Genomic DNA, 14,465 nt, shown 5'->3' with positions numbered 1-14,465 from the left:
GATATATTATGAACATGATTATAAATTCAATCGTACACATGATGGAAAAAATAAATTTTGCTAAACGATTTGTTTTTTTATGTTTTGTGATATTTATACCTTTATTTACACTATCAGCTATATACATAAGCAATAAAATCTCAGATCGTCAATTTTTGATGGATGAGATAACACAAGCTAAGTATTATGAAGCTGTGTCTGATCTATTGAAAAAACTAGATGAGTCGAGAAAATTCCATTTTAATGTATCCAATAATATTGCAAGTGACAATGCCAAAGGTGATACGGATAGTGCAGTTGATGCTGCATTAAAGAATTTAAAAGATTTAAATCATCGTAGCTGGTCAACAGAAAAAATAAATCAAAATATCCAATTAATTGATACCAATTGGTCTAAATTAAAAGCTTCTTTAAATCAAGATGATGTTAGTGTCTACACGCGTAACCATGAAATTTCACAACTAGCTTCTAATTTATTATTAACTATTGTTGAAGAGTCAAATCTAGATCTTGACGTTGATCCGATTACTGCAAATTTAATTGATATTTTTATGAAATATGGTCCTCAGCTTGCAGATAGAACTTTCTATCTAAGAGACATTGGAGTACGAGCAATTTTACATAAACAACTCGATTCTAACACGAGAGAGTTGCTCCAAAGTCTGATTGCAATGCAAGATTATGAAAATGCTAGACTAGCATCAAGTGCAAATCTTATTATTTCGGTTGATAATAATTTTTCTAAGATATTTGGCACGCAGATGAATTTAGTTAATGATAACGAAGTAAACAATACCATTAACCAAGATCTATTAAAATCTACTGCACTGGATGGGAATTATCTAAATTTTAGCAATAAAATGTTGCATTATGCAGAGAATTATTTTGTCCTATGTGATTTGTCGTATAAATATTTTATTGAAAAGCAGCAAAGTAAATTACAAAGCATCGATCGGAATATTACGCAAACAGGTATTTCGCTTGCCGCAGTGTTTTTAATTATTTGCTTATTATTTGTAGCATTTTATCGTTCAACTGATCAAGCAGTACAAAGACTCATTAACAACACAGAACTCATGGCTAATGGTGATTTATCACAGAATTTTGCCACCGATAGAGAAGATGAGTTTGGACTGTTAATGCATGCAATTAATAAAATGCAAACACAAATCCGTAAAATAATTGGTCAAATTGAAAAAACATCAAATACCGTAGGCAAAGGCGTTGAAGAAATTTCGCAAGGTAACTTAGATTTAAGTAAACGAACAGAAGCTCAAGCTTCTTCTTTAGCCTCAACCGCTGCTAGCATGCAGGAATTATCGATTACGGTAAAAGAAAATGCCGAACAATCAAAAAGGGCAGCTGAGTTGGCTGAAAATGCCCGTAAACAAGCTAATGCCAGCGGTAGCGTAGTTAATGATGCTGTAACAGCAATGGATCAAATTAATGCGAGCAGTAAGAAGATCGCAGAGATAAGTGGTGTCATTGATGATATTGCATTTCAAACTAACTTACTTGCGTTAAATGCAGCCATTGAAGCCGCTCGAGCTGGTGAGCAAGGTAGAGGCTTCGCTGTTGTGGCTCAAGAGGTTCGTAATCTTGCTCAAAGAAGTTCGACTGCAGCCAAAGAAATTAATTCATTAATAACCGAAAGTGTTGAAAAAATTAATACCGGTACACAATTGGTTAACAAGTCAGGTGATGCGCTTCAAGAGATTGTTAAATCTTCAATCACAGTAAGTGAATTAGTTTCTTCCATAGCAAGTGCAACAACGCAACAATCAATCGGTTTAGAAGAAATAAATAAAGCAATTACGCAAATGGACGGTATTACTCAACAAAATAGCGCTTTAGTAGAAGAAACTGCAGCAACTAGTGAAAATGTCAATGATCGCGTTCAAGAGCTTATAAAGCAAATTGAATTTTTTAGAAGTATTAAATCTCATGAAGAACAGACAGCTGTTGCTCAAGAAGTAACAGCTAATTTTACGGCGTCGCCTAAAATTAAAAAGAATATTGAAAGTAAAATGAATGTAAATATTGAACCAGAAACTTATATGTCTCCACCCGAACGTAAAGGAGTCGATCAGGATTGGAAAGAATTCTGATTGTTTGATAGAAAGATGAATCTTAATGAAAATGAATTTCAGTTTAGTGACAAAAACTTTCAGTATTTAAAACAGAAAGTTTTCCAATTGACTGGGATCAATTTGTCTGATTCTAAGACCGCGTTGGTGTACAGTCGAATTTCTCGACTATTGCGCCAAAATCATTTTAATGATTTCGATGAATATTGTAATTATTTGGAGCAGCATGAACCAAAAGCCGAGCGAGAATTTATTAATGCAATAACGACTAATTTCACTTCATTTATGCGTGAAGAACATCATTTTGAATATTTGCAAGAAGTATTATTGCCAGAAATTATTGAGAGAAATCGGTTAAAAAAGAGAATTCGGATTTGGTCAGCAGGTTGCTCAACAGGTGAAGAACCATATTCTATTAGTTTTGTTGTGAATGATGTCTTAAAAGATATTCAAGATTGGGATGTTAAAATTTTAGCTACTGATATCGATTCTGATGCATTATTAACGGCTGAGAATGGCTTATACAAAGATAAAGACGTTGAACAGATTTCTGCGAGTTATTTAAAGAGAAAAGCAAGATATTTTGACTTGTATGATTCGCAAACGAAAACATATTCTATCAATAACCAGTTTAGAAAAATTATATATTTTAAATATTTTAATTTAATGTGCAAGGAAGGCTGGCCAATGCAAGGACCATTCGACATTATTTTTTGTCGCAATGTGATGATTTATTTTGATAGATTTTCACAGAATCAGATTATTAATACATTTTGCAACTTGCTTGCAGTGAAGGGTTACTTAATTTTAGGCCATTCTGAATCTGTTCCCAGCTCAATTCAGAATAAACTAAAATATGTTGATAGAACGATATATCAGAGGGTGCAATGAAGGCGAATGACGAAACCGTATTGCCGCAGGCATTGCCTGGCTTTGAAAAAATCCAGCGGTATATGGATTTTAAACGTAATATCTCTATGGCAAAAGTGCAACCAGGAGAATTTTATGCAACGACCAATCAAGAAGCTATTATAACTGTTTTAGGTTCTTGTGTCTCAGTTTGTGTGCGAGATATTCATTTAGGAATAGGAGGCATGAATCATTTTATGCTGCCTCTAAAAGGTTCCATTTACGATAAAGAATCCATTGTTAGTGATGCTACGCGATACGGTAATTGGGCAATGGAATATCTAATTAACCAGATTTTAAAAGCGGGTGGACGTAGACGAATGTTAGAAGCAAAAGTATTTGGTGGCGGAAATGTCTTCCCTAATTTATCTCCTGAGGTTAGTGAACAGAATATCAAATTTGTTTTAGAATATTTATATAATGAAAATATTTCAGTCAAAGCAAAGGATGTCGGTGGGAATGTTGGAAGAATTGTTGTGTATTATCCTAAAACGGGATTAGCCCAGGTTAAATATTTAGAAGACATAAGAAAATCCGAAGTTTCAGAGATAGAAACTCAATATTTTCGCTCTATTGATACAAGAGTTTCTAAGTCGGGTGGTATTGAATTATTCTAGGAGAGATTATTATGCAGTCAGATTCAGTTGCGCAAATGCAGACGCTTTGCAAAGCATATTCTGAATTGCTGATCATGGAAAATATTTCCACAAGAGACTCAATGCAGCAAATAAATTCATTATTGACCCATGCTGTGGAATTGTTAAGTGAAACAATAGAAGTTAATTCTCAAAAACGGCAAATGATCACGCAAGATGCAAAATTAAGTGCAAATGTAATAAATTCAATTGATGGTGCGAATGAAACCTTAACGCAATTAATTAATGTGCTTAATAATACGACGCGATTGGTGCAAGTAGAAGATCTGGTTTCGCAAATAACCAATGGCGTAATCAATAGAACATTTAAAGTCGATGAAGCTATCGCCATGGTTTCAAATGTGGATTTATCAAATGAAGCCATAAATAATCAAGAGTTTTTTAATAAAGCATTGAGCCAAATTCAATTGTTAAAATCAAGAGCAATGCATCAGCCTATCAAGCAACACACGCTTGATGTTGGTGAGATTGATCTATTTTAGTGAGCCAGGTGGTTGATATGAAGAATATGATCCAAAAAGAATGCATTCTGACTGTAGATGATGATCCAACCTTTCTTGAGATTATTTCTTTTTACTTGAAGCACAGTGGTTATACTGTTTTTAAAGCAAAAAATGGTAAAGAAGCATTAGAACTATTTGAACAAAAACTACCTGATTTGATTTTATGTGATTTGTATATGCCAGGGATGTCTGGCTTAGAATTAATTGGAATATTAAAAGAGAAATCTCCTGAAACCCCTGTCATTGTTATTTCAGGTGAAGGAAAAATGGAAGATGCGATTTCTGCATTACGTTTGGGAGCTTGGGATTACATTGTGAAACCATTTGAGCATTTTGCTTTGGAACAAACGGTTAGTCGAGTTATTGAAAAAAATAAATTGATTAAAGAAAATGAAAAAATGAAACGTAAATTAGAAGAAAAGAATTTTTTGTTGACGCAAGGGCTTGAACAACTTCAAGCTGATCAAAAAGCGGCAGAAGCTGTGCAAAGTAAACTATTACCTACAGGTAATAAAAATTTTGATGGTTATGAAATTTCATATAAAGTGATGCCATCCTTATTTCTCAGTGGAGATTTTGTAGATTATTTTAAGATTACTGAAGATAAAATGGGATTTTACATTGCGGATGTTTCTGGGCATGGTGCTTCTTCTGCATTTGTTACCGTGTTATTAAAAGGGATGATTACTCAATTATTATCAAATTATCAAAGTCGTCTAGATGATACGATTTTGAAACCGGAACAAGTACTTAAATATATAAATAATGAAATTTTGACAGCAAAACTAGGCAAGTATCTTACCATGGTTTATTGCGTCCTTGATTTAAGAGAAAATTTGCTATTTTATAGTATTGGTGGACATTACCCTAGCCCAATCGTCTGGGACGGACAATCTGCTTATTTTCTGCAAGGCGAGGGATATGCAGTAGGTGTGACTGCAAAAGCGGAATTTGAACAATATAGCATTCATTTGCCGACAGAGTTTTCCTTATTGATGCCTTCAGATGGTATTTTTGAAATAATGCATGGAAAGAATCTTAAAGAAAATGAAAATAAACTACTCGAAATGATTAAACAATCTGAAATGTCGATTGATAAAATTTTGTCGCATTTAAATATTCGCACAGATAGGGGATTTCCTGACGATGTCACTTTATTATTAATGAATAAGAAAAGTGCACCATCTATTGAGAAGAATCATTAAATACTTATCTATATGTACAATTAGCGTCTTATTTGCCAGCCATAAAAAAAGCGCATTTCTGCGCTTCTTTGAATAAATGCTTGATACTAATTTGCTTTTTTAATTGCAGCAACCGCTGCTGTGACATTGTCTTGAATATCAAAAATAGAAGAGAAGCCACTGATATCAAAAACTTCTCTAACATCTTTTGACATGTCACATAAAACGATTTTACCACCATAAGGTTTTACTTTTTTGGCTGCTAGCAGTAATACTCGAAGACCGGCACTGCTAATAAACTGGATGCGAAGAAAATCAATGATCATCGTATTGTTACCCTTGTCGATGATCTCAATTAACTTTTCTTCGAACTCCACTGCAGCAGTACTGTCAATTCTGCCACTTAAGGAGATCACTACCTGGCCATCAATTTTATCTTCGGTGATTTCCATAAGTTATCCTCGACTATTTGTTGAAATACGTGCTTTTAAAACATTAAAGTCGCCTTCGCGTTGGTATTCGACTTTATCCATCAAAGTCATGACTAAATGTATCCCCAGTCCACCAATATCGCGGTTTTCTAATGATAATTTTACGTCGGGTCTTGTTTGGGTTGTGGGGTCAAATGGTACGCCATCATCTCGTAATTCTAGTTCAATGACATTATCAACCACTTTGCAATCTAGCAACACGGCGTGTTCTTGTTTGTCCGTATAGGCATGTGCAATGATATTGGTGATTAATTCATCAACGCATAGCAAGATCTTATTGATGATTGAATCACTGATTTTTTTATCATGTAAATAATATTCAATCCGCCTGGCGATCCGCGGAGCTTCTTCTGCACTATTCGCAAAGTGCAAGGTTAGGTGTTGAGAGCTCGTCATATGCGTTGTATTCCATTCACTGAGTTTGTTTGCCAGCCAAGTACCGTATCGCAAGCATTGTGATATCATCGCTTTGCGGCCAACCATTCGCATAAGTAATAATATCTGATCTAATTGTATTGATTAATTCGCTAGGTGCCAAATTTCGATACTGATCAAGACTTGCAATTAACTTCTCGTCTCCCAATAGTGCACCTGACGGATTCTCTGCTTCTGTGACACCATCTGTATATAAAAAGAGGGTATCGCCAATATTGAGAGTTATTTGATCTTCTTTATAAACCAAATCTTCAATGACAGCCAATGCCATACCATGAATATTTTTCATTGTTTCGACTTGACCGCCTTTACGAATGATATGTGATGGGTTATGACCCGCATTGGTATAAGTTAACACGCCTGTGTTTACATCTAGTATCCCATAAAAGGTAGTAACAAACATGACATTGGTATTATCTTTTTGTAGGGCAGAATTGACCTTGGTTAAACACCCTCCAGGGGAGCCAAGGTGATTATATGCGTGGGCACGTATCAAAGTACGGGATACCGTCATAAATAAGGCTGCTGGAACCCCTTTGCCTGAAACATCCGCAATGACGATAGCAAGTTTACTTTTTGCATCATCTAACCAAAAGAAATCATAAAAGTCTCCACCAATTTCCTTGGCAGCAGCCATTTTGGCAAACATTTCAATGTTAGTGTCACTGATAAAATTGCGAGGTAAAATAGATTGCTGGATTTCACTGGCAACATTCAATTCGTGTAAAATCCCATCTAATCGAGAACGAGTTTTTTGTGCATCTAATAGATTTTGAATATGGGTGAGTGTTTTATCGATGGTGACATTTAAATCATCGAAATTAATCGGTTTTGTAACAAAATCAAATGCTCCCAAATTCATCGCTGCACGAATATTATTCATATCACCGTAAGCAGAAACAATAATAGGGATAACGGCAGGAAACTTTTCATTAATATTTCGTAATAGGGTCAAACCATCCATTTCTGGCATATTAATATCAGAAATGACTAGTCTAATTTCTAAGTCTTTACTTAATTGATCTAATGCTTCAAGACCATTGTGCGCAAAAAACAATTCAAATTTGCTTTCACGGATCTGACGACGGAATCGCTGCTTCATCAGAACCTCAACATCTGGTTCGTCATCAACAATTAAGATTTTGGTACTCTTCTCGTTATTTTCCATAGCAGGACCCATTAATTAAGCCTTATCTTTTGGTAACGTAATAATAAACTCTGTAAATTCACCCACATTGGATACGACATCTAATTTCCCACCATGCTCTTTGGTGACAATATCGTAACAAATCGGTAAACCTAAACCCGTTCCTTCACCTGCAGGCTTTGTGGTAAAGAAGGGTTCAAATATTTTAGTAATGACATCCTCTTTTATACCATTACCATTATCTTTTATTTTAATAATAATATTATCGTTATCTTGAGAACTACTGATCGAAATGGTAGGCATAAATATGGTATTCAGTAATTCAGCGGAAAATTGCTCGGATTTTTTATTCGCTGCATAAAGACCATTATTAATAATATTGAGGAATACTCGTCCAATGCTTTGCGGAGATGCCGTTATTTTAGGCAAGGTGGCATCTAACTGCTTTTCCATTTTGGCATTGAATTTGTTATTTTGCGCTCTCAAGCCATGATAAGCCAAATTTAGATACTCTTCGAGCAATTGATTCATATCAACAGGTATTTTATCAACATTAGATGCACGAGTTTGTATTAACATGTTTTTGATAATAGATTCAGCACGTTTTCCGTGTTCATTTATTTTTTTACAGTTAGTCCCGATATCTTCGACAATGCCATCAATCGATTCTTTTTGGGCATCTGTTATATTTTCTGACTTTGCAATTTCTTCTTTTAATTCTTCGACGAGTTCAACTGTCATATCAGAGAAGTTATTAACAAAATTCAGTGGATTTTTAATCTCGTGTGCTATACCTGCTGTTAACATGCCGATAGAGGCCATTTTTTCTTGAGTTATTAATTGTTGCTGGGCTGCTTTAAGTTGTTCTTCAAGGTTATTTACAGTAGGTTCAGCGATTGGTTGTATAGGATTGGCTTGAGTACAAGCTGAGCATTGCTTTTTAAGGAAATATCCCAGGATAATATGTACAACAGCTACAATGCCAAAGAAGACGCCAACAACGGGGGTATAAAAATTCTGAACGACAAAACACTCTGCGATAATAATCAATATTATCACTAAGGTAAGAGGGTGTTTTATGACCGTCAGCGTTTTCAAGAGCTCACCGGCTCCCTGTTCAATTAATCAGTCCGTAAAAGGGCTTATAAGTCATATATAAGAATAGACTATGTTAGAAGGTGTGCTTATTTGAAGAAGAAAAAAGAGCGAGTACTAGATAAGTATTCAGAATAAAGAAAAGTGGAGAGGTTAGCCTAAAAAAACCGCGTGCCATAAGCGACAAATTGGGGTAAAGAATAAATGACGTCATATCCGATGACTTTAAGTAATGAACAATAAAACGCATCACTTTTTTGCAAATCATCAACATAGAATCCGAGATGAGCTATCATTTTTTACCTTTCAAAAAGAAGGGTAGAGTAATACAAGCGACTGATCTTATAACACATTTAATTCAGTGACAAGCCGTAACGAAATGGCGATAATGTTATCCCATTTTTTCAAAAGTAGATGATACACATGGAATCTTTTCATAACAAAGTGGTTGTTATAACCGGTGGCGGCAGTGGAATTGGTAAAGCAACAGCCAAATCTTTTTTAGACAAGGGCGCTAAAGTCATTATCTTCGGCCGTGATCTTGCAAAACTGCAAAATGTTGCAAAAGAGTTTTCTGGCAACATCACCACCGTTCAAGGCGATGTGGCCAAACTTGCAGATTTAGATAAGCTCTACAAAGCGGTTTCAGAAATGGGTAGCAAGATTGATGTCTTAGTGGTTAATGCGGGTATTGCTGGCGGTCAAATCCTTGATGACGTTGATGAGCATCATTTTGATGAAATCATGGACATTAATTTAAAAGGCGCTTATTTTACGGTACAAAAAGCCGTGCCATTATTTAATCCCAATGCCTCAGTCATTTTAATTTCTTCAATGGCGTGTCATGGCGGTTGGAAAGGATTAAGTGTCTATTCTGCAGCAAAAGCGGCTATCAGCGTACTGGCCCAAAGCTTTTCTGCTGATTTGATAGATAGAGGAATAAGAGTAAATTCCATTTCGCCAGGTTTTACCGATACACCTATCTTTCCCGACAAAAATGTTATTCCCAAAGCGACTGCATTGGTGCCACTAAAACGCTTTGCAACGCCAGAAGAAATCGCCGATACCGTGATGTTTTTAACCACTAATCAATATATTACAGGTATCGATTTACTGATTGATGGTGGTGTGAGTACTATCCGGCCTGAATTTCGTTTGTCATGAAAATAATATAATAACCGATAAAGGCAGCTCAAAAACCAAGAAAAATTTATAATACCACTGTTCGAATTTTTATTTTTGAGATCCATTGGTCAAAAAATTTTTATACTTTATCTGTCTTAAATAGATTATAGCCAGGTATTAATTATACTTGGCATCATTTTGAAATTTAATAAGGTATAAAAATGTCATTTACAGGAAATGAGCCAAGCCCTAAAGGATATGGTTATTTAGCACGTAATGAAGAAGTAGGTGTTGTTAGAAAAGGAAAAAACAATAAAAAATGGATCGTAAAGCTGAGAAACAATGGATCTAAATATTGGGCTTTGCATTCTAATGGTGTAGCATCTGAAAATATAAAAATTCCACTAATGAAATCTCAAACTAAAAGTAAACACAATAAAAATATTTATACAATTCGTTTTTGCGAGCCCTTTACAAAAGGCATTGTAGAAAATTGTGAGTGGTATGGATCTTTTGATTTTAAAGTTGATGATTCTTTTTATAAAGTATTAACCAAAAATCCCAGTTCATTTAGAATAGAAGGAGATGATTTGGAAGGTAATGGTTATATTTTTGGATCTTTATTTCCCTTAAGCGAATATAAATTATTAGCTCAACACAGTAATGATGTGGCTGCAACTGGGTTAGTCGATGTGTCCAATATCACTAAGCAAGAGCTCGAATTAATTCCAGAAAATAAAGAATATTACCGCATTGTGGATCTGATTCATAAAAAGAAACAATATGATAGATTTGACGATCGTAACTTATTAAAGGTTATTCAAGAAAAAATCTCAGACAAAATCATTTTCGTAGGTGAAACTTTTGCTGGAGACATAGGTGCTAATTTATATGTACATTATAAAGAAAAAAAGCAAATAGATGGGTTGATTATAACTTGTGGACTCCTTACTTTATAAGCTGGTATTAATCTGCTTTTTTAATTTAAATAGTGCTTTACATTCGACTTTTGCGACTGCTATTTTGTTCTTTGGGCGCAATTTCAGTCTCAGCGACTTGATATTAAAACCCTGTACGTTCATTTTTCGTGTATTTACCCTAAATTTTATTTAACGAGCACGGGGTTTTGTTTGCGAGAGATTTTCTTGGGATGAAATTGTCTGTTCTGGTGTGATTTTATTTTGCTTTTGATGAAGCATGAGTTGATAGGCATTGTTAAAAGCAAATAGGCAGGCACCTTGACGTTTTTTTAAATCAATCTCTGCTACCGTAATTTGATTACTCATTTGTTGTGGTAGACTCTTCATGAAGTCGTCATAGCGATCAATTATGTTAGGTCCTATTGATTCAAGTAGCTTTTTCACTTGCTCAACTTCTTGATCTTTAGGTATCCAATCTTTATCACGATGGGCTTTGGGGGACTGACTATGATAAAGCGAAAGTCCCAGTAAATGATTAATTGATTGCGTATTATTGTTAGCGGTAAAGTTGCTTAATGTCGTTAAAAACATACTAGGGCCATCTTGTTTAACAGGGATGGGAGGTAACATAGGCATGGTTTGTGATCGTAATGCAGCTGGTAAACGACCTTCTGCTAATATAGGTGCTACAGATGGAACAGTTTGCACAGTAGGTTCTGGTGGTAACTGTTGAGGGCTTGAAATATTATTTTGTACCTCATGAGCAGAAGATGACGTTGGATCTGATACAGATACTGGCGTCGGGGTTGACGAGGACGCAGATAGGGGTTCTTGTTTTATGGGAGTAGGGCTTTTAGTTTTATTTTTGAAAGTTTTAATTTTGGGTGCTTTAGTGAAATCGATTGATGCATTTTTACCTTTAGGTTTAATTGCGTATGACACTTTATCAAGCTCATCATCGGTTTTAGCTTCATGCCGTTGAATTCTTCCTCTCATATCTGAATTGGGTGTGGGCTCTGCTGTATTAGAGTGACTAATGCGAGAAAGCTCATTAAAAAGATTGTCTTTATACGCTGTTACTTTCGCTTCTGCAGCATTTTTGGTATTTTCATCCATATCCATACCGCTTGCACCCTTTAGTGATTCCATATCCTTACTATATATTCCCATATAGGGGACATAATTTTCACCGTGGTTTTTATCATTATCAATGGCATCTCTTATATTTTTAAAGTTATTCATTGGAACAAGTAATTCTTTGAATTCTTTAAATTCATTTCTATCATAATTTTTTTTGTCAATTAATCTAGAGGCAAATGAAGATTCTAATCCTGCAACAATCGCAAAAACCGAAGTATAATCTTTCATTTCTTTACAATTTTTAGCAACCTCTAAATAAAAATCAAATATGGCTTGTTGATGAGCGGCTGATTTGGCACATAACAAATCAGCTGTAACAATATCTTGAATTTTATTCCCATTTTTTATAAAGCCAACAATGTTGGGTGCAACCTTTTCATCTTTATCAAAATTTTTCTGATTGAATTCTTCTCGAGTAATTTTTCCTAATAACTCTAAATTAATCTGTTTTAATTCAGTGGCAAATTGTTTTGCCGTATTATTTGTGTCTCTCGGATTTCCACGCAATGTTTTATGAATGAATTTCTCTAATGGATTTTTATCATTTATTGGTCGAATGCGCTTTAATGAGATTCTTCTACGCGAAATTCTTCTTCCTGCTTGGGGTTCATCTTTGTTATTCGGTTCATCAGTTTTATTAGATCCCTTCTGTTTCTGTTCATTCATCTTTTTCAGTGCTAGTGCAGAAGCTATCCCAACGCCAATAGGAACCACTGCAATCCCGACGGTGAGACCTGTAGCAATGACGCCTGCTGTTGCGCCAGCCATGAGCTTTCTATTTTTTTTGGCAAGTTTTTTTTGTTTGAACTTGGGTTCCATCTGTGAGTTAGCTAATTTTTTATCAAGCACATGAGATACTTCAAAAATTGAAATTTGCTTTTTCAAATTAGCGGTGCTTGGATCTTCGGGATGGGGTTTATGATTAATGTTGTTGAGCACATTACGCATTGCGGCTGCAATTTCTGTTTTGTGTGTTTGATTTTTGAAGTCTTTATTATAAGCAATTTGGCATTCATTATCTAAAGCAGCTAATAATTTTAAATATTGTTTAGGTTCTATGGTGTTTAATGCGTTAATTTTTGCATTTAAGTCGGATAATCTAGAAAGAATATTGTTTTTAACGACTATTTCATCTTCAGGAGGAACAACGTTTTTTGCTTCTTGATATTGCCTTGCTTTTTCCTTTAAACCTGTGAGTGTTGCGACAGGTGTCGCCACAAATATTTTTCCACCCTGGACATCTAAAGCACCTTGATATTGAATTTGCCCTGGGGCGAGTGTAAATTCACTCTCAAACGGCTTTTGGCTTAATCCTCTTAAGTCGGCACCTTGAACATTATGAAAGACAACACCGACATAAGGGTATTCATCTCCTAGAAGATCATTGAATGCGCCGAAATCAGGAATTTCTAAAGGTTTATCTATTGCTGTGCTAATAATGGCATCGTTATCGATGCCTTCTTTTGATGTTGCCAACTTATTTCGTTTCTCTAAAACTTCTTTCGGTAATTTAAACTCGGTACGAAAGGTGGAGACAGGTTTTCCTTGGTTTAAGCCATTCAATCCTGAGGAGATCATTCCTGTATTGATGATGAGCTCAGGTAGAAAATCTTGTTTGTTTTGTAAGGGCATCGTTCCTCTGATGAGATTATTAGAATTACTATAAAAGGAGCCAGTATAAATATTCAATGCCATTCTTTCAGCTTTAGAAATTGCATTTAATTCTGGATTGTTAGCAAGAAATTGCTCATCCATAGCTGTGATGCTATCATGATTTTTGGCATAGACTTGTTGTTTGTCATCAACCCATGTTATGGGTGGGAAAGTTTTTTTAATATTAGTATCACCGAGTCGATTGACATATTTCTCTTTATCTTCGGGGGTAAATTCTAAGTGATTTAGGTTGGCGTATTTCATAATATCGTTCAAATTATAAAATTTACCATTCATGTTAATAATGCCAATTTTATTATTGTTCATTTCGAGCACTTGGTATGTATATTCACTGTTATCTAAAAAACCCTTAACAAGTTCTTCGTATTGTTTAGTGAAAATATTTTTAACTAATGGGCCTTGTTCTAAAGGTTTAGAGCCTTCTACCCGCTTTGCTAGGGCATCAGCATTGCCCCTTTTAAATTCGAATTTGCTACGAGCTTTGATGACATCCTCAGGCGTTATACCATTTTGTTGGATTCTTTGTTTTAATGTATCAACATATATGTCAGTGTATTGTTTCTCGTTAATATGTTTTTCAAGGGCTTCCACCGTGAGCATAAGCTCGCTTAAGACAGCATGGTTATTTGTTTTATTGAGTGCGTTTGTTTTTAGCGCTCTTTTTGATGTGTTGTTTGAATTTTTGATGGCTTCATTTTGCTTTTCTATGTTGGAAATAAGCTCGGTGGCTTGTTCTAGTAAATAGACAACGGCTTGTTTTCCTTCCAGTAACTCTGTTCCGTTTTGTATCTTAAAATCGATAGGTAGTTGCCCATCATTTTTTAGCAGCAAATTAATAGCATAGATAGCATTGAGATGGTTAAAAGATTCATCATTAAATGCGCCGGAATATAAACTCCTAACTTTCTTTTCTCTTTCTAGCGCCTTCTTTTGCGCTTCATTCATGTCAAATACAACCGCAGCATTCGTTGCAGTTTCTTCTGACTGAATGTTTTCTCCTGTGGTCATAATCTACCTGTTAGATGAAGTATTAATGTGCAATTACAATAAATAATCTTAATATATAAATTTTAGACACAGAAAATGCATGGAAAGTTTT

The 14,465-nt window shown here is 35.0% G+C and carries 13 protein-coding genes; 7 read left to right on the top strand and 6 right to left on the bottom strand.

Annotated elements, in window-relative coordinates:
* Positions 1-8: 8 nt before the first annotated feature.
* The 5 genes from HT99x_RS11260 to HT99x_RS11240 are packed head-to-tail and all read left to right on the top strand — an operon-like array spanning position 9 to position 5,360.
* Positions 9-2,108 (top strand): methyl-accepting chemotaxis protein, encoded by a 2,100-nt coding sequence (locus tag HT99x_RS11260; protein ID WP_075064823.1) that lies wholly within the window; start codon positions 9-11, stop codon positions 2,106-2,108.
* A 15-nt stretch (positions 2,109-2,123) separates the two neighbouring features.
* Entirely contained in the window at positions 2,124-2,978 is an 855-nt protein-coding gene (locus tag HT99x_RS11255) for a CheR family methyltransferase (RefSeq protein ID WP_075065070.1), read from the top strand.
* Positions 2,975-3,613, top strand: a complete 639-nt coding sequence (locus HT99x_RS11250; protein ID WP_075064824.1) for a hypothetical protein — start codon at positions 2,975-2,977, stop codon at positions 3,611-3,613. Before HT99x_RS11255 ends, HT99x_RS11250 begins: the two co-directional genes overlap by 4 nt.
* 11 nt (positions 3,614-3,624) lie before the next feature.
* Positions 3,625-4,134, top strand: a complete 510-nt coding sequence (locus tag HT99x_RS11245; protein ID WP_075064825.1) for a hypothetical protein — start codon at positions 3,625-3,627, stop codon at positions 4,132-4,134.
* Between the two features lie 17 nt (positions 4,135-4,151).
* The gene (locus tag HT99x_RS11240) at positions 4,152-5,360 is read left to right on the top strand and encodes a response regulator (protein ID WP_083482744.1); all 1,209 of its coding nucleotides are present in this window, start codon (positions 4,152-4,154) and stop codon (positions 5,358-5,360) included.
* A gap of 86 nt (positions 5,361-5,446) precedes the next feature.
* On the opposite strand, the gene HT99x_RS11235 is transcribed toward HT99x_RS11240, so the two are convergent.
* The 5 genes from HT99x_RS11235 to HT99x_RS11215 all read right to left on the bottom strand — a co-directional run bounded on the left by HT99x_RS11235 (position 5,447) and on the right by HT99x_RS11215 (position 8,803).
* Positions 5,447-5,791, bottom strand: a complete 345-nt coding sequence (locus HT99x_RS11235) for an anti-sigma factor antagonist (RefSeq protein WP_075064826.1) — start codon at positions 5,789-5,791, stop codon at positions 5,447-5,449.
* Positions 5,792-5,794: 3 nt separating this feature from the next.
* Positions 5,795-6,226, bottom strand: a complete 432-nt coding sequence (locus tag HT99x_RS11230; protein WP_075064827.1) for an ATP-binding protein — start codon at positions 6,224-6,226, stop codon at positions 5,795-5,797.
* A gap of 16 nt (positions 6,227-6,242) precedes the next feature.
* Complete coding sequence (locus HT99x_RS11225) at positions 6,243-7,433, bottom strand: SpoIIE family protein phosphatase (protein ID WP_075065072.1); 1,191 nt, start codon at positions 7,431-7,433, stop codon at positions 6,243-6,245.
* Positions 7,434-7,448: 15 nt separating this feature from the next.
* Positions 7,449-8,510, bottom strand: coding sequence for an ATP-binding protein (locus HT99x_RS11220; protein ID WP_075064828.1), 1,062 nt, complete (start codon positions 8,508-8,510; stop codon positions 7,449-7,451).
* Between the two features lie 155 nt (positions 8,511-8,665).
* The gene (locus HT99x_RS11215; RefSeq protein WP_259566437.1) at positions 8,666-8,803 is read right to left on the bottom strand and encodes a VOC family protein; all 138 of its coding nucleotides are present in this window, start codon (positions 8,801-8,803) and stop codon (positions 8,666-8,668) included.
* Positions 8,804-8,930: 127 nt separating this feature from the next.
* On the opposite strand from HT99x_RS11215, the gene HT99x_RS11210 reads away from it, so the two are divergent.
* Both HT99x_RS11210 and HT99x_RS11205 read left to right on the top strand, forming a co-directional pair.
* On the top strand, positions 8,931-9,671 hold the full coding sequence (locus tag HT99x_RS11210; RefSeq protein ID WP_075064829.1) for an SDR family oxidoreductase: 741 nt from the start codon (positions 8,931-8,933) through the stop codon (positions 9,669-9,671).
* Between the two features lie 182 nt (positions 9,672-9,853).
* On the top strand, positions 9,854-10,591 hold the full coding sequence (locus HT99x_RS11205) for a hypothetical protein (RefSeq protein ID WP_075064830.1): 738 nt from the start codon (positions 9,854-9,856) through the stop codon (positions 10,589-10,591).
* A 150-nt stretch (positions 10,592-10,741) separates the two neighbouring features.
* On the opposite strand, the gene HT99x_RS11200 is transcribed toward HT99x_RS11205, so the two are convergent.
* Positions 10,742-14,374, bottom strand: a complete 3,633-nt coding sequence (locus tag HT99x_RS11200; protein ID WP_075064831.1) for a RasGEF domain-containing protein — start codon at positions 14,372-14,374, stop codon at positions 10,742-10,744.
* Positions 14,375-14,465: the final 91 nt, after the last annotated feature.

Source organism: Candidatus Berkiella aquae, from assembly GCF_001431295.2.
Classification (GTDB): Bacteria; Pseudomonadota; Gammaproteobacteria; order Berkiellales; family Berkiellaceae; genus Berkiella; species Berkiella aquae.
This window is presented reverse-complemented; position numbering and strand designations above follow the sequence as displayed.